Annotated in this window: 14 protein-coding genes; 7 read left to right on the top strand and 7 right to left on the bottom strand. The window is 36.6% G+C overall.

Annotated features, from left to right (window positions below):
* Window positions 1–32 precede the first annotated feature (32 nt).
* The 3 genes from AACZ41_RS13140 to AACZ41_RS13130 are packed head-to-tail and all read left to right on the top strand — an operon-like array spanning window position 33 to window position 2747.
* A complete protein-coding gene (locus AACZ41_RS13140) occupies window positions 33–1049 on the top strand; it encodes a DHH family phosphoesterase (protein WP_339628968.1) in 1017 nt (338 codons plus the stop codon).
* Window positions 1046–1597 (top strand): gliding motility-associated peptidyl-prolyl isomerase GldI, encoded by a 552-nt coding sequence (gene gldI / locus AACZ41_RS13135; protein WP_339628967.1) that lies wholly within the window; start codon window positions 1046–1048, stop codon window positions 1595–1597. The genes AACZ41_RS13140 and gldI overlap by 4 nt, the downstream gene beginning before the upstream one ends.
* A 10-nt stretch (window positions 1598–1607) precedes the next feature.
* Window positions 1608–2747 (top strand): peptidylprolyl isomerase, encoded by a 1140-nt coding sequence (locus AACZ41_RS13130; RefSeq protein WP_339628966.1) that lies wholly within the window; start codon window positions 1608–1610, stop codon window positions 2745–2747.
* Between the two features lie 59 nt (window positions 2748–2806).
* Here AACZ41_RS13130 and AACZ41_RS13125 read toward each other — a convergent pair whose 3' ends face one another.
* The gene (locus AACZ41_RS13125; protein ID WP_339628965.1) at window positions 2807–4252 is read right to left on the bottom strand and encodes an aminoacyl-histidine dipeptidase; all 1446 of its coding nucleotides are present in this window, start codon (window positions 4250–4252) and stop codon (window positions 2807–2809) included.
* Between the two features lie 67 nt (window positions 4253–4319).
* Here AACZ41_RS13125 and AACZ41_RS13120 point away from each other — a divergent pair, with 67 nt between their 5' ends.
* From AACZ41_RS13120 to AACZ41_RS13105, 4 genes are all read left to right on the top strand, one after another.
* Window positions 4320–5387 (top strand): DUF3810 domain-containing protein, encoded by a 1068-nt coding sequence (locus tag AACZ41_RS13120; protein WP_339628964.1) that lies wholly within the window; start codon window positions 4320–4322, stop codon window positions 5385–5387.
* Window positions 5388–5560: 173 nt separating this feature from the next.
* On the top strand, window positions 5561–8515 hold the full coding sequence (locus AACZ41_RS13115) for an amidohydrolase family protein (protein ID WP_339628963.1): 2955 nt from the start codon (window positions 5561–5563) through the stop codon (window positions 8513–8515).
* 45 nt (window positions 8516–8560) lie between these two features.
* Window positions 8561–9853 (top strand): amidohydrolase, encoded by a 1293-nt coding sequence (locus AACZ41_RS13110; protein ID WP_339628961.1) that lies wholly within the window; start codon window positions 8561–8563, stop codon window positions 9851–9853.
* A 204-nt stretch (window positions 9854–10057) separates the two neighbouring features.
* On the top strand, window positions 10058–12457 hold the full coding sequence (locus AACZ41_RS13105; protein ID WP_339628960.1) for a penicillin acylase family protein: 2400 nt from the start codon (window positions 10058–10060) through the stop codon (window positions 12455–12457).
* Between the two features lie 92 nt (window positions 12458–12549).
* On the opposite strand, the gene AACZ41_RS13100 is transcribed toward AACZ41_RS13105, so the two are convergent.
* The 6 genes from AACZ41_RS13100 to AACZ41_RS13075 all read right to left on the bottom strand — a co-directional run bounded on the left by AACZ41_RS13100 (window position 12550) and on the right by AACZ41_RS13075 (window position 19235).
* The gene (locus AACZ41_RS13100) at window positions 12550–12957 is read right to left on the bottom strand and encodes a hypothetical protein (protein ID WP_339628959.1); all 408 of its coding nucleotides are present in this window, start codon (window positions 12955–12957) and stop codon (window positions 12550–12552) included.
* Window positions 12958–13021: 64 nt separating this feature from the next.
* Entirely contained in the window at window positions 13022–14023 is a 1002-nt protein-coding gene (locus AACZ41_RS13095; RefSeq protein WP_339628958.1) for an XdhC family protein, read from the bottom strand.
* Window positions 14016–15152: a VWA domain-containing protein gene (locus AACZ41_RS13090; protein WP_339628957.1), complete on the bottom strand. Its 1137-nt coding sequence runs from the start codon at window positions 15150–15152 to the stop codon at window positions 14016–14018. The genes AACZ41_RS13095 and AACZ41_RS13090 overlap by 8 nt, the downstream gene beginning before the upstream one ends.
* Before the next feature lie 92 nt (window positions 15153–15244).
* Window positions 15245–16117, bottom strand: a complete 873-nt coding sequence (locus tag AACZ41_RS13085) for a MoxR family ATPase (RefSeq protein ID WP_339628956.1) — start codon at window positions 16115–16117, stop codon at window positions 15245–15247.
* Window positions 16118–16182: 65 nt separating this feature from the next.
* Window positions 16183–16653: an SRPBCC family protein gene (locus tag AACZ41_RS13080; protein WP_339628955.1), complete on the bottom strand. Its 471-nt coding sequence runs from the start codon at window positions 16651–16653 to the stop codon at window positions 16183–16185.
* Between the two features lie 215 nt (window positions 16654–16868).
* On the bottom strand, window positions 16869–19235 hold the full coding sequence (locus tag AACZ41_RS13075) for an aerobic carbon-monoxide dehydrogenase large subunit (protein WP_339628954.1): 2367 nt from the start codon (window positions 19233–19235) through the stop codon (window positions 16869–16871).
* Window positions 19236–19249: the final 14 nt, after the last annotated feature.

Genomic DNA, 19249 nt, shown 5'->3' with positions numbered 1-19249 from the left:
AGCCTATATTATTAAATTGTATCTTTGGCGCCATGAATTTAGAGCACCTAAATGAGCTTAAAAAGCTGCTTTCTTCTTCAAAGAAAATAGCGATTATACCACATAAAAATCCTGACGGAGATGCTATCGGCTCTACGTTGGCGCTTTGGCATTATCTCATTAATAGTGGACATACTGCAAGTATTGTTTCTCCTAATGATTATCCGAAATTTTTAAAGTGGATGCCAGGAGCAGATAAGATATTAAATTTCGAAAAGGAAAACATACAAGCAAAGTCATGTATTAAAAATGCAGATATTGTTTTTACGCTAGATTTTAATCATTTAGGTCGTGTAGGTCACATGAGCGAAACATTAGAATCTTCGAGTGCCACTTTTGTAATGGTCGATCATCATCAAGAGCCATCTGATTATGCGAAAATTATGTATTCAGATGTAAGTATGAGTTCAACCTGTGAAATGATTTATGTTCTAATTAAAAAATTAGGTGATGAGAATAGTATAACCTCTGAAATGGCCAACTGTATTTATACAGGAATAATGACAGATACGGGTTCTTTCAAATTCGCTGCTACTACAAGCAATACACATAGAGTTATTGCCGACCTTATGGACAAAGGTGCAGAGGGCACAGAAATTCATCACCGTATATATGACACCAATTCGCCAAGCAGGCTACATTTGTTGGGATGTGCTTTAAAGAATATGGTCATATTAGAAGAATATTCTACTGCATATATCACTTTAAGTCAAGACGAGCTAGACACCTATAGTTATCAAAAGGGAGATACCGAAGGCTTTGTTAACTACGGGTTAACATTAGACGGTATTCGCTTTGCAGTAATATTCATTGAAAATAAAGAAGAGGGTATTTTTAAAATATCATTCAGATCAGTGGGTGATTTTTCAGTAAATGACTTCGCAAGGAAACACTTTCATGGCGGCGGCCATACCAATGCGGCTGGTGGAAAAAGTGATTATTCGATAGAAGAAACCATAAAATACTTTACTTCATTATTACCATTATATAAGAATCAATTACAATCATGAGATTAGTTTCATTATTATTTCTTTTTATAATTTTTAGTAGCTGCGATGGTCCAGAACCTAGAAAACCGGTTCAAACAAAAAGTGGTAGTTTTTTCAAAGAATCTATTGAAAGGAGTCGAAAATTATTGGAAGCAGAAGAAAGTAAAATTCAAGATATTATAAAACTTGATTCTTTAAAACACTATTCCCATAGTGCATCTGGATCATGGTACCATTATTTAAATGTCAATGAAGAAAGTGAATATACTCCTAAAACAGGTGATTTAGTAGTGTTTAACTATGATATTTTAACTTTGGACAATGACACTATTTACTCAAAGGAAGATATTGGTGTTATAACCTACAAGGTTAATAAACAGGAGCTTTTTCTAGGACTTCGTGATGCTGTTAAAATGCTAAAGGTAAATGAACGGGCTACTTTTTTGTTTCCTTCTTCAATAGCATTTGGGTATCATGGTGATGAGAACAAAATTGGGAGCAACATTCCTTTAAAATCAACAATTACCATTTTACAAATTGAAAAACAAGAAGATAATACAGTAAATTAAAATAACTATTATGATTAAAAAAATGTACTTGCTTGCAGTTATCGCTTTAATTATGACCAGCTGTAAAACCAGTAAAAGAGCTGACTTAGGTGACGGCATCTTTGCCGATATAAAAACTTCTAAAGGTGATATTATCGTTCGCCTAGAGCAAGGTAAAACCCCTGTAACTGTTGCAAACTTTGTATCGCTTGCAGAGGGTACAAATACTTTTGTAAGTGAAGAATATAAAGGTAAAAAGTATTACGATGGGCTAATATTCCATAGGGTCATGAAAGATTTTATGATACAAGGTGGTGATCCATTAGGGCAAGGAACGGGAAACCCAGGATATAAATTTATGGATGAGTTCAATGACTCTTTGGTACATGACAAAAAGGGTATTCTTTCTATGGCCAACTCAGGACCTAGCACAAATGGAAGTCAATTTTTCATTACTCATAAAGCTACACCTTGGTTAGATAATAAACATACTGTTTTCGGTGAAGTTATAGAGGGCATGGATGTTGTTGATTCCATCGCTAATGTAGCAGTTGGTGCTGGTAATAAACCTGTAGAACCTGTTACCATGAATACTGTAGAAATTATACGTAATGGCAAAGAGGCTCGTAAATTTGATGCAGTCAAAATTATTACAGCATACTTTGATGGAGAAGAAGATAGGTTAGCTGCAATAGAGAAAGAAAAGGCTGAAAAAATAGAAGCTGTTAAAAAAGTGAAGGAAGAGTTTGCAATGCAAATAGAAGATGAAAAAGCGAAAGCTACTTCTTTACCATCTGGACTTAAAATTTTAACTTTAAAAAACGGAGATGGTGAAAGGCCTAAAGTAGGGCAAAAAGTAAATGTTTTTTATGCTGGTTATTTGATGGATGGTACTTTGTTCGACAGTAATTATGAAGAGGTTGCTCGTAAATACGGAACTTTCGATTGGAACAGAGAACAAGGTGGCGGCTATATGGCTGTACCTATGGATTATTCTCCGGAATCTAGATTAGTTGCTGGATTCAGAGAAGCATTGTTAACGATGAAGGTAGGCGATAAACTTCGCATATTTATACCATCACACCTTGGCTGGGGCGAACAAGGCACTGGCCCAATTCCGCCAAATTCAGATGTCGTATTTGATTTAGAAATAACAGGCATTACAAATTAAAATCATTATATATTAAAAAACCCATTAGTTTAAGCTAATGGGTTTTTTTATGCATTTATTTAATTTGTATTTTTTAAAATTTCTAATAGTAATTTCCAAAATTTCTGAACAGAAGAAATACTCACGCGCTCATCTGGTGAGTGAGCTCCCAAAATTGTAGGACCAAAGCTTACCATATCAATATCGGGATAGTTTTGTCCTAATATACCACACTCCAAACCGGCATGACAAGCAATTACCTTTGGTTCTTCTTTGAATAAATCTATATAAGTATACTTAGTTATTGAAAGTATTTTGGAATCCGGATTAGGATTCCAACCTGGGTAAGAACCACTAAATTCCACTTTAAAACCTCCCAATTCAAAAACAGATCGTAGCGAATTTGCCAAGTCCAGTTTTGCAGAATCAACTGAAGAACGTGTTAGGCATGAAATAGTAATATTGCCATCTTTAACCAAAACACTTGCGATGTTATTCGAAGTTTCTACCAAATCATCAATTGAAGCACTCATCGCATATACCCCATTTTGAGCGGCATAAACGGCTTTTATGAACTTGCCTTGAGTACCAAGGCCCATTACTTCATTCGCCGGCTTAATCTCCTCTAAGCTAATAGTAATACTAGGTTCTTGTACTGTTAATTCTGCTTTAATAGTATCAGCTAAGGCATTAAATTTTGTAATAACCTCAGCAACATGCTTTCTCCCAACATTCAATCGACAAATGCTTTCTCTAGGTATGGCATTTCGTAAACTTCCACCTTCTAAAGAACTAATTCGCAAATTATAATCTAGACCCAAATAAAGAAAGCGGTTCATGATTTTATTTGCGTTACCAAGCCCTTTATGAATATCCATTCCACTATGTCCACCCTTCAATCCCTTAATAGTGATTTCAAGTCCCGTATCACCATGTTTACCTGGCTTTTTATTATATGATCTAGTTGCAGTAACATCAATACCGCCAGCACAACCTATATCAATTTCATCATCTTCCTCTGTATCAAGATTTAAAAGTATCTCCCCTTTTAAAATACCTCCTTCCAACCCAAAGGCACCAGTCATACCTGTTTCTTCATCAATAGTAAACAATGCTTCAAGAGCAGGATGAGTAATTGAATCACTCTCAAGCAATGCCATTATTGCTGCTACTCCCATACCGTTATCAGCACCTAAGGTCGTTCCCTTAGCCTTTACCCAATCACCATCTATGAACATATCTATGCCTTGTACATCAAAATCGAATTGAGTATCTGTATTTTTTTGATGAACCATATCTAAATGGCTTTGTAGCGTTATCATTTTTCTACTCTCCATTCCTGAAGTTGCCGGCTTTCTAATAATAACATTACCAATGGCATCAGAAAAAGTTTCCAAGCCAAGTTCCTTACCGAATCCTAACATAAAAGCAATTACTCTTCCCTCCTTTTTTGAAGGCCTAGGTACTGCATTTAATTTTGAAAAATTCTTCCAAACCGATTTAGGTTCCAACTGATTAATATTCATAACTTATTTTCATAGTTAATGACCACAAAAATACTCATAGAAAAAGGATTTCGCTATTTTTGAGATAATGAAGATATCATTTAAAAATGCCATAGCACTTTCATTGATTCCCCAAATCGTAATCGTAAAATGCCTCGGCAACTACTCAGAATTCGTTGAGAATTATTATAGCACGGGTTTTTATCCCTTTATCTCTAGACTTTTTAGGATATTGTTCGGTTGGATTCCTTTTTCAATTGGAGACCTGATCTATTTCGCGCTAATAATACTAGCAATTACATATCTATATCGAAATAGAAAATCTATCTGGAAAAACAAATTGGCTTTTGTTCGCAACGTATTAATGATACTTTCTGTCGCATATTTCACCTTTCATTTTATGTGGGGAATGAATTACTACCGTGAACCCTTGTCCCAAAAATTACAGTTGTCACCAAATAAAGAGTACCAAGATTTACTAGAATTTACAGAAAAATTGATTCAAAAGACGAACGAATCTCAGGTTGCAATTACTAAAGACTCTAGCTTAGCCGTTAATATCCCTTATTCTCAAAAGGAAATTTTCAATAAAACTATTCAAGGTTATGACCATCTTAAAACTATTCACCCGTTTCTTGCATATGACAGACCTAGTGTAAAAAAATCACTTTTCAGCACTGGATTAACATATATGGGTTACGCTGGCTATCTGAATCCTTTCACGAATGAAGCCCAAGTAAACGGTCTACTTCCAAATTTTAGATTTCCTGTGGTAGTTGGTCACGAAATTGGCCATCAATTGGGATATTCTGCTGAGAACGAAACTAATTTTATAGGCTATTTGGTTACTGCTAATAATAATGACATCTATTTTCAATATGCAGGCTATGCATATGCATTAGGATATTGTTTAAGTGATATAAGAAGCTCAGACAAAGAAGAATTCAACCGTTTACTATCCACTTTAAATCCTGGTGTGAAGAACAACTTTCAGGAAATGTCGAATTTTTGGAATTCTTACGAAAATCCTATGGAACCAGTTTTCAAATCAATATTCAATTCTTTTCTAAAAGCTAATAATCAAACCGAAGGTATTAGAAGTTACAATGCTGTTGTATCTCTTTTGGTCGCTTACCATAAGCAAAAGCCACTATAATTGGTTTATACATTCCGCAATCAAATTATAGAATAACAGTCTTTCGTATAATATTTTAAGATTAAAATGCATATTATGAATTAAAGAACTTTCAACTGTTAAACAAAAGTAAAATAGACTGTATGTACTGGTAAATCCCAGTATTTTTAAAGAACTAATTCAAACCATACATAATGAAAAAACTATTTTTTGCGCTATGCCTTCTTTGGTGTAGCAGTATTTTAACCGCTCAAGAGTATTTCCCTGAAAATGCAGGGGTAAAAGCCAACAACAATAACTACACGGCTTTTACCAACGCCAAAATTTATGTAACTCCAACACAAATAATTGAAAAGGGAACATTACTAATTCAACAAGGTAAAATTGTAAGTGCTTCTAGTACGGTCAGTATACCAGAAAACTCAATAATTATTGACCTAAAAGGAAAGTCAATTTATCCATCTTTTATTGATGTATATTCAAAATTTGGAGTTGAACAACCTAAAAAGAAACCAGGTAGTGGGCGATCTGCAGAATATGCGCCTTCTAGAGATGGCTATTATTGGAACGATCACATTATGCCAGAGAATAAAGCCATTGCCAAATTTAAATATGATGATAAGGAGGCCAAAGTTTTACGTGAAGCTGGTTTTGGTGTCGTAAATTCTCATATACAAGATGGTATCGCAAGAGGAACCGGAGTCTTAATTGCTTTAAATGGTGAAGGTACAGATGCTAACCGTATTCTTGATGATAAGTCTGCACAGTATTTTTCTTTAGACAAAAGTATTGCTAAAGGTCAATCATATCCTAGCTCATTAATGGGCGCCTTAGCATTGCTAAGACAAATGTATAGTGACGCCGATTGGTATTCAAAAGGTAATTCTACAACAACTGACCTTTCATTAGAAGCTTTGAATACCAATAAAAATTTAGTTCAAATTTTTGAAGCGAAAGACAAAGGAAATGATTTGCGTGCCGATAAAATTGGAGATGCTAATGGAATTCAATATACTATTTTAGGTGGTGGTAATGAATTTGAAAGAATCGAAGAAATTAAAGCAACTAATGCAAAATTTATAATTCCAATTAATTTCCCTGATGCCTATGACGTTTCTGACCCATATGCAGTTGGTTATGTTTCCTTACAAGATATGCGTTTTTGGAACCAAGCACCTACTAACCCAAAAGTATTGGCAGACAATGGCATTCAGTTTTCTCTAACTACCTATGATTTAAAATCTCCTTCAAATTTCAAGGAAAAATTAATGAAAGCCATTAAATATGGACTACCAAAAACTAAGGCCTTAGAGGCATTAACCACTATACCGGCTCAAATTTTAGGAAAATCAAATCAAATTGGTTCCTTAAAAACTGGTGCTTACGCGAACTTTTTAATAACCTCAGGTGATGTGTTTGACAGTTCAACTACCTTATTCGAAAATTGGGTACAAGGTTCAAAAAGTGTCATCAATTCCATGGATACAAAAGATATTCGTGGAGATTACAACTTAAACGTACAAGGTAAAATGTACGTTATATCAATAACTGGTGAAGTTTCAAAACCTTCAATAGAGGTAAAACAAGATACTATGAAACTGGCTTCTAAAATAGCATATGACAACAATTGGTTGATTATGTCATTTGCTACGGATAATGGTGATAATACGTATAGAATGACCGGAGCGACAACAGAAGGTTCTGATAATCTTTCAGGCCTTTTAGTTTCACCTAACGGAACAGAAACTCAATTCACAGCAGCTAAATCTAAAGCTTTTGAAGAAAAAGAAGGTAAAGATGACAAAGCTAAAGATGCGTCGAAAGTAATGCCTGTAATGTATCCGAATGTAGGATATGGTTTTGCAAACAAACCAAAATCAGAAACTGTTTTATTTAAAAATGCTACGGTATGGACAAGTGAAGAAGCCGGTATTTTAAAAAATACCGATGTACTTATCAAAAATGGAAAAATAGCGAAGATTGGAACAAATTTAAGCGCTGGAGGCGCTAAAGTGGTAGATGCTACAGGTAAGCATTTAACTGCTGGTATTATTGACGAGCACAGCCATATAGCCGCATTGGCAGTAAACGAATCAGGTCATAATAGCACTGCCGAAGTAAAAATGGAAGATGTTGTGGACCCTGAACATATGGGTATATATCATTCCCTAGCTGGTGGAGTAACATCCCTTCAATTATTACATGGCTCGGCTAACCCAATAGGTGGCAGATCAGCAATCTTAAAATTAAAATGGGGCGAAGAGGCCGATGGTTTGATCTATGACAATTCGCCTAAGTTTATCAAATTTGCTTTAGGCGAAAATGTAAAGCAAAGTAATTGGGGTAGTTACTCTCGTTTTCCACAAACACGAATGGGTGTAGAACAACTTTATATGAACTACTTTCAAAGAGCCAAGGAATATGACACCAAAAAGAAAAACGGAGAGCCGTATCGTTATGATGAGGAAATGGAAGTTTTGGCTGAAATACTAAATGGCGAACGTTTTATTTCATGTCACTCATACGTTCAGAGCGAAATAAATATGATGATGAAGGTTGCCGAACATTTCGGGTTTAGAATAAACACCTTCACCCATATTCTTGAAGGTTATAAAGTTGCCGATAAAATGGCAGAACATGGTGCTGGTGCCGGCACATTTAGCGATTGGTGGGCATATAAATATGAAGTGAATGATGCCATACCATACAATGCTGCTATAATGCAAAAACAAGATGTTGTTACCGCTATAAATAGCGATGACCGAGAAATGATAAGAAGGTTAAATCAAGAAGCTGCAAAAACCATAAAGTATGGCGGCTTGACCGAATTGGAAGCGTGGAAAATGGTTACTATCAACCCTGCTAAACTATTACATATAGATAATCGCGTAGGTAGCATTAAAGAAGGAAAAGATGCAGATGTAGTATTATGGTCCGGTAGTCCTTTATCGGTTTATTCTAAAGCAGAAAGAACAATGATAGAAGGAACTACGTATTTTGATTTAGAAACGGATAAGCAAAACCGTGAAAAGATTAAAAAAGAGCGAAATGAGTTGGTTACTATGATGCTTAAAGAAAAAAGCGGAGGTAAAAAAACACAAGGCCCTAAGCAAAGTGTTAAAAGAGATTTCACTTGTGAAAGTCTTTAATTCCACCATCTAATGCGAAGTATCACAAAAACAAAAATTACAGAAATGAAAAAATATATAACCTTATTAATAGCCTTTGGTTTGGTCTTACAAACCATGGCCCAACAAACACCTGCTCCTAAACAAATAGAAGCCATCACCATTGAAGGTGCAACAGCTCATTTAGGTAATGGAGAAGTAATTGAAAGTTCCCTAATCATGTTCGAAGATGGTAAACTGACTTTTGTTGGTGACTCTAAAATGAAAATCGCCCGTAAAGGAAAGGTAATCGATGCTACTGGCAAACATGTATATCCGGGATTTATTGCACCTGCAAAAACTTTAGGATTGGTTGAAATTGATGCGGTAAGAGCAACTAAAGATGAAGATGAACTTGGAGAATTTATTCCTCATGTACGAAGTTTGATCGCCTACAATGCAGAGTCAAAAGTTGTTGAAAGTATGCGTCCTAACGGGGTTTTAATTGCCCAGATAGCGCCAACTGGCGGAAGAATTTCTGGCACCTCATCAATTGTACAATTTGATGCGTGGAACTGGGAAGACGCAGCTATTAAGGTAGACGATGGTGTACATTTAAATTGGCCAAATACATTTAGACAGGGTCGTTGGTGGGCTGGTGAAGAAAGAGGATACCAACCAAATAAGGATTACGGCGAACAAACACAAGCTATAGTTACTTTTTTCAAAAATGCGGCTGCATATGGCAAATCTACTTCTAAAGAGGTGAATCCTGCTTTTGCAGCAATGAAAGGTATTTTTGATGGCAGTCAGAAACTATATGTTCACGCCGATGGTGAAAAGGAAATCATTGATGCCATTAATACATTAAAAGCCAATGGCACTAAAGAGATTGTTCTTATAGGAGGATATCACGCATATAAAATTCCTGAATTTTTAAAGAGCAATAACATTCCGGTTTTAGTTCAGTACACACACAATTTACCTGTTTATGATGATGATGACTATGACTTACCATATAAGCTTCCTAAATTATTGGTAGATGCAGGGTTAATGGTAGCCATTCAAAATAGTGATGCCGAAAATTTTCAGACTAGAAACTTACCTTTCTACGCAGGTCAAGTTGTACAACAGGGCTTAGATAAAGAATTAGCTGTACAACTTTTAACTGGCAATACAGCTAAAATATTAGGAATCGATGACCTATACGGAACTTTAGAGAATGGTAAAAGTGCAACACTGTTCATATCTGAAGGCGATGCCTTGGATATGGCAGGCAATCAGCTAACACATGCTTTTATAGATGGTAGATCAGTTTCACTAGAAACACACCAAACCGAACTATGGAAACGTTATTTGGGCAAATATGAAGGTGAATAAAAAAGTAGTAGGAAGAATAAAATAAAACTGTAAATTTAAGCTGATACCCATTAGCCTTAAAATCAAAGTTTAATACAATTCTGAATATAAACACTAAGAGGGTATTTAAAAAGTCCGATCAATTCGAATAGTCAAAAGATTCAATTGATCAATGTTCGGACTTTTTATATGCCCTCTTTTTATAATCAACAAACTCGTTTTCATATGAAAAATATTTTTATTCTTTTTATCTTGACCATAACCTTTTCCTGTAAAGAATCACAAACAACCAAATCAGATGAATTGATGCTAGATGGGCTTAAAGAACCTGTTGAGATGGTTAGGGATGAATGGGGCATTAACCACATCTATGCAAAAAATCAACATGATCTTTTTTATGCCCAAGGATATGCCGCTGCGGCAGACCGCCTTTTTCAATTCGAAATTTGGCGAAGACAAGCTACAGGTACAGTTTCTGAAATATTGGGAGAACGTGAACTGAAAAGAGATATCGGTACACGTCTCTTCAAATTTAGAGGCGATATGAAGACCGAAATGAATCATTACCATGATGATGGGGTTGAAATAATAACGGCCTATACTGATGGGGTAAATGCGTATATAAAAGACATTTTAAAAACACCAGAACTATTACCTATTGAATTTCAAATTTTAAATATTAAACCCCAGAAATGGACACCAGAAGTTGTTATTTCAAGACATCAGGGGCTTTTAGGAAATATAGGCGAAGAACTTCAGATAGGTCGTACCGTCGCAAAGTTGGGTACCATTAAGACTAAAGAACTATTCTGGTTGCATCCAAAAGAACCGAATATAGAAATTGATCCAGTTATAAATGCAAATTTATTAAGTAATGATATCCTAGAGCTTTATAATGCCTATCGTAAAACCGTTAAGTTTAAAAAAGAAGACATTATACCATCATTTCGAAATACAAGTGAAGAGAAAGCGATAATGTCCCTTATAAACGTTAAATCTGATTCCTTAGGTATTGGAAGTAATAATTGGGTGGTTGATGGTTCACAAATGGAAGATGGTAATACGTACATGGCAAATGATCCTCATAGAACCATTGCAATTCCATCATTACGATACATGGCTCATTTAGTTGCTCCTGGCTGGAATGTTATTGGAGGTGGAGAACCTGAAATTCCTGGTATTTCTATAGGGCATAATGAATATGGTGCTTGGGGCCTAACAGTATTTGAAACTGATGGGGAAGATCTATATGTATATGAATTAAATCCTGAGAATCAAAATCAATATAAGTATAAGGACCAATGGATAGACATGACGCATATTTCAGAAACTATAAAAATTAAAGGTCAAAAAGATAGTATCATAGATTTAGCCTATACCCTTCATGGCCCTGTAACGTATAAGGACAAAGAGAATAATGTCGCTTATGCCGTGCGCTGTGCTTGGCTCGAGCCCGGTGGATCTCCTTATTTAGCATCGCTAAGAATGAACCAAGCTAAAAATTGGGAAGAATTTAGAGAAGCGTGTAATTATAGTCACATACCAGGGGAGAATATGATTTGGGCGGATAAAGAAGGAACAATAGGATGGCAAGCTGTAGGCATCGCTCCTATTCGTAGAAATTTTAGTGGTCTTGTTCCAGTACCTGGGGATGGACGTTATGAATGGGATGGTTATTTGCCAATTATAGAAAAACCCCACAGTGTAAACCCGAAAGAAGGCTTCTTGGCCACCGCCAACCAAAACGTAACGCCAAATGATTACACCCACTGGGATGCTATAGGATATTCCTGGGCCGACCCATATCGTGGTGAACGAATTAAGGAAGTGCTGGAATCAGGAAGTAAAATGACAATGAATGATTTGAAGGCTCTTCAAACTGATTATCTTTCTATTCCTGCCCGTGAATTAGTACCATTATTAGAGCAAATTAGTTTTAATGATAAGTTTTTGGATGCAAAGGATAAACTGAATCAATGGAATTATAAATTGGAAGCCAATTCTATTCCTGCAGCAATTTATGTTGCATGGGAAGAGCAAATAATGCAGAAAGCCTATGACATGTTTGTCCCCAAAGCTGGCAAAGGCATTGTTCCTAATCTACAGTTAAAGCGAGTACTAGATTGGCTCATTACACCTGACAACAAATTCGGAACAAACCCATTAGTTGGCAGAAATAAATTTTTAGGTGAAGCTTTCAAAGCTGCCGTGACCAATTTAGAAAACAGATTGGGATCAGATATGATCCATTGGCAATATGGTCAAGTGAACAACAAACATACCTATATGGAGCATGCTTTAAGTAGTGTTGTAAATGAGACAACCAAAAACAATTTAGATTTAGGCCCATTACCGCGGGGAGGGAACGGCCAAACCGTAGGTTCAACAGGCGGAAATTCAAGACAGAGCAGCGGTGCCTCATTTAGAGTAATAATAAATACTGGTAATTGGGATTCATCGGTAGCCACCAATGGGCCTGGGCAATCTGGAAATCCAGACAGTCCATTCTATAGCAATCTATTTGAACCTTGGGCAAATGACCAATATTTCCCATTATATTACTCTAAATCTAAAATTGATTCTGTAGGGGTACGTACCCAGATTTTAAATCCTATAGAGAAATAATAGCTACAATAGCAATGGTCAAAAAAACTTATTCCCGCTTTATAAGCGATGAATCATTACTTATTAAGTGGGAATAGCTATGTTTAAGAAAATTATTTTTTACCCAACAACCAGCCAAAAAAAGCCATTGGAATATAAGCCATCAGTAAGTCTAAGACATTGAACCACATAGGGCCGCCTAACATTGATATATTTACAGAACCACCGATTAAGAAAAACACACCAATCAATAAGGCCATAAGTTGCTTTCTGGTTACGGCAATTTTCACCGTTACAAATGCTCCTGCTAAAGTACCCAAGGCATGAGCTAGAAACGGAAATATAAAATGTTTAGGTTCAAATAAATGCATGGTGGCTTTCAAACCTTCCATAGTTGTGATATCACCTCCTTCAGGTGGTGGAATTATTGAACCACTTATTATAATGATTCCCATATTTACAATGCTACCAATGACGATGCCTACAAGTACAGCCAGAACATTTTTGAGTATTGGATTCATAATCGTGTCACAATTTCTTATTATTCCTAATGATATTAAATGTAAAATATTAACTATATAAAAGCTAAATTTTCAAGTATTTCTCAGGTTCTTTCTCAAAACTGACCTTACAACCATCACAACAGAAATACACTTTCTGCCCTGCGTATTCTACTATATGTTTTGAATTTTTCTTAGAAACAGGTACATTGCACACAGGATTTATATAATACTCCTCATTAAATTGATCATTTACATCATCCTCGGTTTTGGAGCGTTCAGCACTACCACAACAAGAACCACTACTAGATTTTTCTTTACGAAAATCGTCAATAACTTCGGCAAGAATACTAATTGCCACTTCACTAGCAAGTTTGGCATTAATATCCAAACCTACTGGGCTACGTAAATCAGCAATACGCTCTTCGGAAATACCTTGGTTAATCAAATACGTTTTTATGTCAACTGACTTTTTAGAACTAGCTACAAAGCCAACATAATTTACAGAAGTTTCTAAGGCTTTCTTTACAGAGAGCTCATCGTCTTCGCCTTGGGTCGTAATAATTATATACGTATTTGTCAAATTTTTAAAAGTGCTAAAGTCCACTTTATCAGAAACACTATTGGCAGATGGAAACATTAGTAAATCGGCATCAGTGGCCATCACAGATACTCTAAAATCAGCGGCCGAAGCCATTTGCACCAATTTACGTGAAATATTACTCTTACCCACTACAATCAATTCGGGTTGTGGTATTACAGGTTCTATCATAATTTCTAGGGTTCCTTTGCTTTGGCATGACATAACATATTCTTTAAACGTAGCTGTAGAACGTGTGCCACCTTCAGGAGAAATACGCACGCGTCGGTAGCGTTTGCTTTTAATAACATCTAAGGCTTCTTTGATAACGATACCGCGCACACAGCCACCACCTATCCAACCAATAAGCTCGCCGGTTTCCAAAATAAGGGCCTTATCCCCTACTTTACCTGAACTTGGGGCTATGCGGTCTACCACTTGTGCAATTGCAAAGTTGGAGCCTTTGGCCAGGTGCTTTTCTATTTGTAACGCGAGTTCGTTAAACATCCATCAATAATTTTTCCAATTTTAATAAACTATCCAAGTTGTGTGCCGATTCAAATGCATCTAAATGAGGCATTACATTCACCATTCCTTTTTGAATAGGCTGATAACCTTCCATGCCTTTTAACGGATTCAGCCAAACCAAAGTTTTGCATTTTCTTCGTATCGTTCTTACAGCATCCCTAAGCACTGTCACATTTCCAGTTTCAAGTCCGTCACTCAAAATCACTACAATATGTTTTTGACTCAAAAATCTACTTCCGTATTCCGAAAGAAATTCCGTCAGCGACTCCCCTATTTTAGTGCCACTTGACCATGAATTTACATTCTTACTAATCTGCTTTAAAACTTCCTGTTCGTTGTTCTGTCGGAGCATTGGGGTAACATGTGTCAAGGTTGTACTAAAGGTAAAAAATTCAAGGCTCTTAAAATACTTCTTTAACACCATCACGTATCGTAAAAGATAATAGCTATAGGTGTCCATAGAACCACTAACATCGAGTATAAAAATCACTTTTCGCTTTTCTTTGCGTTTTCTTTTATAGGATAAATCCAACAACATCCCTCCTTTAGAAATTCCGTGGCGAATCGTATTTCGAATATCAATTGTTCCTTTGTTGGCATTCTCTAGCCTACGTTTAAAACGCATACTCATTTGATGAAAAAGCTCTTCGGCCAATTCTTCCAACCTTTCCTTATCAGCAATATTTACCTTAGAAAAATCGGTAAGTCTTAGTCGTATACTCTCATTTGCTCCAACAGTTTCTTTAGCTTCTTGTTCTTTGACTTCTTTTTTGGGCACCTTAAATTCCGTACCCAAAAATATTACTGTGGCGGTCTCTTTTTCCTTTTTAAATTGTTTGATTTGTTTTTTGCGTTGTTCTAATTTCTCTTCGTAATAACGACTCCAAAAACGGTCGAACATTTCATCAAAGCGATCAAAATGCTCTTTACGCTTACAATAAATAGCCTTCAAACTGTACTGAAAAAGTTTACGATCTAAAACCCAGCCCCGTTCTGCAACTTCAAAAGCATCCCCAGTTTCTTGTGGACCCAAAACGAACTGACGCTCCCGACAATACATAGTAAAGTCAACGAGGCGTTCCTTAAAAGTTTTCTCTACAGCTTCCACGGTTTATAGAAATTTTGATATTTAAAATTGTAATTGAACTTACTTTTTTTTTTACAACTTTGTAGTCCAAGGATTTCGCTTAGAATGGCATTCTAATCAATAGGGTATAAAAATTCCTGCACAGACTTGTTCCTCACAAACTCTACATCATCCTTATGTTTCAAAACACTACCAATTGTTGTTTTCACAATCTCATCAGTAATATTCTTTTGATTCATCAACAACAAGGTTTTTGCCCAATCTAAAGATTCTGCAATACCCGGTGGTTTTTGTAAACTTGATTTTCTTAAATTATGAATAAAAGTAACCACCTGTGTTGCCAATGCTTCATCGATATTCGGAAGTTTTTTTGCAATGATATTAATCTCACCCATCTTTGATGGAAAATCAACCCAATGATATAAACAACGTCGTCGCAAAGCATCACTGAGCTCTCGAGTTCGATTTGAAGTCAAAATCACCAAAGGCTTTGATTTTGCTTCTATCGTTCCCAATTCAGGAATACTAATTTGAAAATCTGAAAGTAATTCTAACAGATATGCTTCAAATTCTTCATCGGCCCTATCAATTTCATCAATCAAGAGTACCACAGGTTTATCTGCACTTATTGATTGTAACAATGGACGTTGAAGTACATAATCCATTCCGAAAATTTGATTTTGAAGCGCCAACTTATCTTCATCCTGCTCAAAAAGCTTAATATGCAAAAGCTGCTTTTGGTAATTCCATTCGTAAATGGTAGTACTTACATCCAAACCTTCATAACATTGCAAACGAATTAAATTTGTGCCCAAATGTTCGGCCAAAGTTTTGGCCAACATGGTCTTTCCAACACCTGGGTTACCTTCTAATAATAAAGGTTTCTCCAAATTTTTCAAAAGAAAAATAGACGTTGCCAGTTCTTCGTTTAGAATATAGTCGTGCTCATAAAAATCTCTTATAAGTTTTTCGATGTCTTTGTTCAATAGCTTTAATTTAGAAAAGCTACGCTGTCTCCAACATAGCTTTATTATTATATGTAATTGTCTAGCTATGCTGCTGCCTCGGCTTCGGCAAGTTTCTTTGAGAAATTTGAAACAAACTGCTTAAAAAGCTGATTGGATACCGTTGTAATTAAGCGAGAACCAAATTGAGCTATTTTCCCGTTTACGGTAACGTCCATAATGGCATCTAACTTGACCCCACCTTCAGCACGTTCACTAAGGTCAATAGTCATCATCATTTCGGCATTTCCGTTACCCTTAGAATCAACACCTTCACCTGTAATAATTATTTTTCGGTTCTCCTTATCAATTTCATTATAATGGATGTCGGCATCGTATTTGACTCCCATAGGACCGAATTTCATACCAACTTTTCCCTTGTAGTGATTTTCACCTACCTTTTCATCTATGGTGACTCCAGGTACACAGTCCATTATTTTTTCTGGATCGATTAGGTGTTCCCAGACTAATTCGGTGCTTTGTGGCACTTCGAATGATTTATCTAATTGTGTTTTCATATTAGTGCAATTTTATCTCATTCTCACAAAAGTGAGAAACTGTTTGTTTTTACTACATAGTTAATTCAAGTAAAGGGCTTTTTAAGCTGGCCCAATGACATGGGCTTTAAAAACCTTAGTTAAACTAAAGTTGGACACCTCCTATTATTTAAATGGAGGAGCCACTTTATTACAACTTTATGCTTTGCGCTTGAAACTTTTAACCAAACACTATATTATGCTTTCGCTTTTGCTAATTGAATAGCATCCCAAACCTTATCAGGAGTAATAGGAATATCCAAATGCTTAATTCCTAAAGGATATAATGCATCGATAATCGCGTTGGCTATTGCTGGTGGTGCACCTACCGTTGGTGATTCTGCAACACCTTTAGCACCTAATGGATGGTGAGGTGATGGCGTAATCGTATGACCTGTTTCCCAATGCGGTGATTCCACTGCTGTAGGCACTAAATAATCCATAAGTGTTCCATTAAGCACATTTCCTTCATCGTCATAAACGATGCCTTCATACATAGCAGGGGCAATTCCTTGCGTTAATCCGCCGTGAATCTGACCTTCTACGATCATTGGATTAATAATATTTCCACAGTCATCGATAGCCACAAAGCGTTTCACATCAATTGCACCAGTTTCTTCCTCTACCTCAACCACACATATGTAAGCGCCATTGGGGAACGTTAAATTCGGTGGGTCATAGTAATGTGTATCTTCAAATCCGGGTTCCATTCCTTCAGGGAAATTCGTGTACGCGGCAAAGGCCACATCTTGAATCGTTTTAGACTTTTCAGGAGCACCTTTTACAAAATATTTGCCAACTTCCCATTCAATATCCTCTTCGCTTACTTCCAACAAGTGAGCGGCAATCTTCTTGCCTTTATCACGTAATTTACGCGCTGCGATTGCTGCTGCCGCACCAGCCGTTGGTGTACTTCTACTAGCATAAGTACCTAACCCATAAGGAGCGGTATCGGTATCTCCTTCGTCAATTTCAATATCAGTGTAAGGTATTCCCAATTCTTCCGCTAGAATCTGAGCATAAGTAGTTTCATGACCTTGACCTTGTGACTTGGTACCAAAACGTGCCAATACCTTTCCTGTAGGATGCACACGTATTTCAGCACTATCGAACATCTTGATACCTAAAATATCAAAATCTTTAGAAGGCCCTGCCCCTACTACTTCGGTAAAAGTGCAAATTCCAATGCCCATCAATTTTCCTTGAGCCCGTTTTTCAGCTTGCTCCTTTTTATAATCTGCATAGCCGATCATATCCATGGCTTTTTCTAACGTTTGTTTGTAATCACCACTATCATAGCTCCATCCTAAGGGAGAAGCATATGGAAAATCCTCTTTCTTTATAAAGTTTTCGAAACGCAATTGAGCAGGATCTTTGCCTATTTCAGCAGCCAGTTTATCAACCATACGCTCAATAGCATGTACAGCTTCCGTTACACGAAAAGAGCAGCGATAGGCTACACCACCTGGTGCTTTGTTTGTATATACCGCGTCTAATTCTGCAAAAGCATGTTCATAATCATACGAACCTGTACAGATAGAGAACATTCCCGTAGGATATTTAGAAGGATTCGCAGAAGAATCGGTATACCCATGATCCGCTAAGGTCGAAACTTTAAAGGCCTGAATTTTTCCATCTTTGGTAGCGGCTAATTCACAATCCATATGATAATCACGTGCAAAGCCATTGACCAAGTTCTCAGAACGATCTTCAATCCATTTCACTGGTTTTCCTATTAAGAAAGAAGCTGCAATGGCTATTACATAGCCAGGATATACAGGCACCTTTCCTCCAAAACCACCTCCAATGTCTGGAGCGATAATTCGAATTTTTTCTTCAGAAAGTCCAACATGCCCTGCAACCAAGGCTAAAATAGTACGAATAGCATGTGGTGCCTGAGATGTCAAATAAATCAACATTTTTTCAGTATCCTTATCATAAGAGGCAACTACGCCACAAGTTTCTATAGAAGCAACATGAATTCTTGGTAGATGAATACGTTCCTTTACAACCACGTCAGCAGCGGCAATAGCTGCGTCAGTTTTTTCCCTTTCACCGCGTTCCCAATGGTAAATGTGATTATCTTTTTGCCCTTCCTTATCAGGGCGTAACAAAGGTGCATCTTCATCCAGTGCTTTAAAGGGATTAACGATGGCCTTCATCGGCTCGTATTGAACATCTACAGCTTCTGCTCCATCAACAGCAATATATCTATCTGTGGCAATAACAGCACACACTTCTTGCGATTGGTGCATTACCGTATCAGTTGGCAATACCATTTGCGAATCTGATAATAATGTAGGCATCCAATGCAAATTGTATTGCGCTAGGTCTTCTCCGGTAATGACAGCTAAAACACCATCAATGGCCAAAGCTTTTTCCTTATTGATACTTAAGATTTTGGCATAGGCGTAAGGACTGCGCACCATTACCATATGTAACATGCCAGGTAATTTCACATCATCGGTATACTTACCTTTGCCGTGCAAAAATCTCGCATCTTCTTTTCGTTTTACAGAGTGGCCCATTCCGCCAACCTCTGGTGATGTTTTACATTTAAACATAGTTAATTAATTTA

It is taken from the genome of uncultured Maribacter sp. (assembly GCF_963974015.1).
In the GTDB taxonomy this organism is placed as follows: domain Bacteria; phylum Bacteroidota; class Bacteroidia; order Flavobacteriales; family Flavobacteriaceae; genus Maribacter.
Note: the sequence above shows the minus strand (reverse complement) of the source record. Positions and strands in the feature narration are given on the sequence as shown.

What these genes read in the sequence shown, in the direction of transcription:
- gldI (WP_339628967.1), top strand. Translation starts at nt 1,046, where the DNA reads ATGAGATTAGTTTCATTATTATTTCTTTTTATAATTTTTAGTAGCTGC.
- AACZ41_RS13115 (WP_339628963.1), top strand. Translation starts at nt 5,561, where the DNA reads ATGAAAAAACTATTTTTTGCGCTATGCCTTCTTTGGTGTAGCAGTATT.
- AACZ41_RS13075 (WP_339628954.1), bottom strand. Translation starts at nt 19,235, where the DNA reads ATGTTTAAATGTAAAACATCACCAGAGGTTGGCGGAATGGGCCACTCT.
- AACZ41_RS13095 (WP_339628958.1), bottom strand. Translation starts at nt 14,023, where the DNA reads ATGTTTAACGAACTCGCGTTACAAATAGAAAAGCACCTGGCCAAAGGC.
- AACZ41_RS13140 (WP_339628968.1), top strand. Translation starts at nt 33, where the DNA reads ATGAATTTAGAGCACCTAAATGAGCTTAAAAAGCTGCTTTCTTCTTCA.
- AACZ41_RS13105 (WP_339628960.1), top strand. Translation starts at nt 10,058, where the DNA reads ATGAAAAATATTTTTATTCTTTTTATCTTGACCATAACCTTTTCCTGT.
- AACZ41_RS13120 (WP_339628964.1), top strand. Translation starts at nt 4,320, where the DNA reads ATGAAGATATCATTTAAAAATGCCATAGCACTTTCATTGATTCCCCAA.
- AACZ41_RS13130 (WP_339628966.1), top strand. Translation starts at nt 1,608, where the DNA reads ATGATTAAAAAAATGTACTTGCTTGCAGTTATCGCTTTAATTATGACC.
- AACZ41_RS13080 (WP_339628955.1), bottom strand. Translation starts at nt 16,653, where the DNA reads ATGAAAACACAATTAGATAAATCATTCGAAGTGCCACAAAGCACCGAA.
- AACZ41_RS13125 (WP_339628965.1), bottom strand. Translation starts at nt 4,252, where the DNA reads ATGAATATTAATCAGTTGGAACCTAAATCGGTTTGGAAGAATTTTTCA.
- AACZ41_RS13110 (WP_339628961.1), top strand. Translation starts at nt 8,561, where the DNA reads ATGAAAAAATATATAACCTTATTAATAGCCTTTGGTTTGGTCTTACAA.
- AACZ41_RS13100 (WP_339628959.1), bottom strand. Translation starts at nt 12,957, where the DNA reads ATGAATCCAATACTCAAAAATGTTCTGGCTGTACTTGTAGGCATCGTC.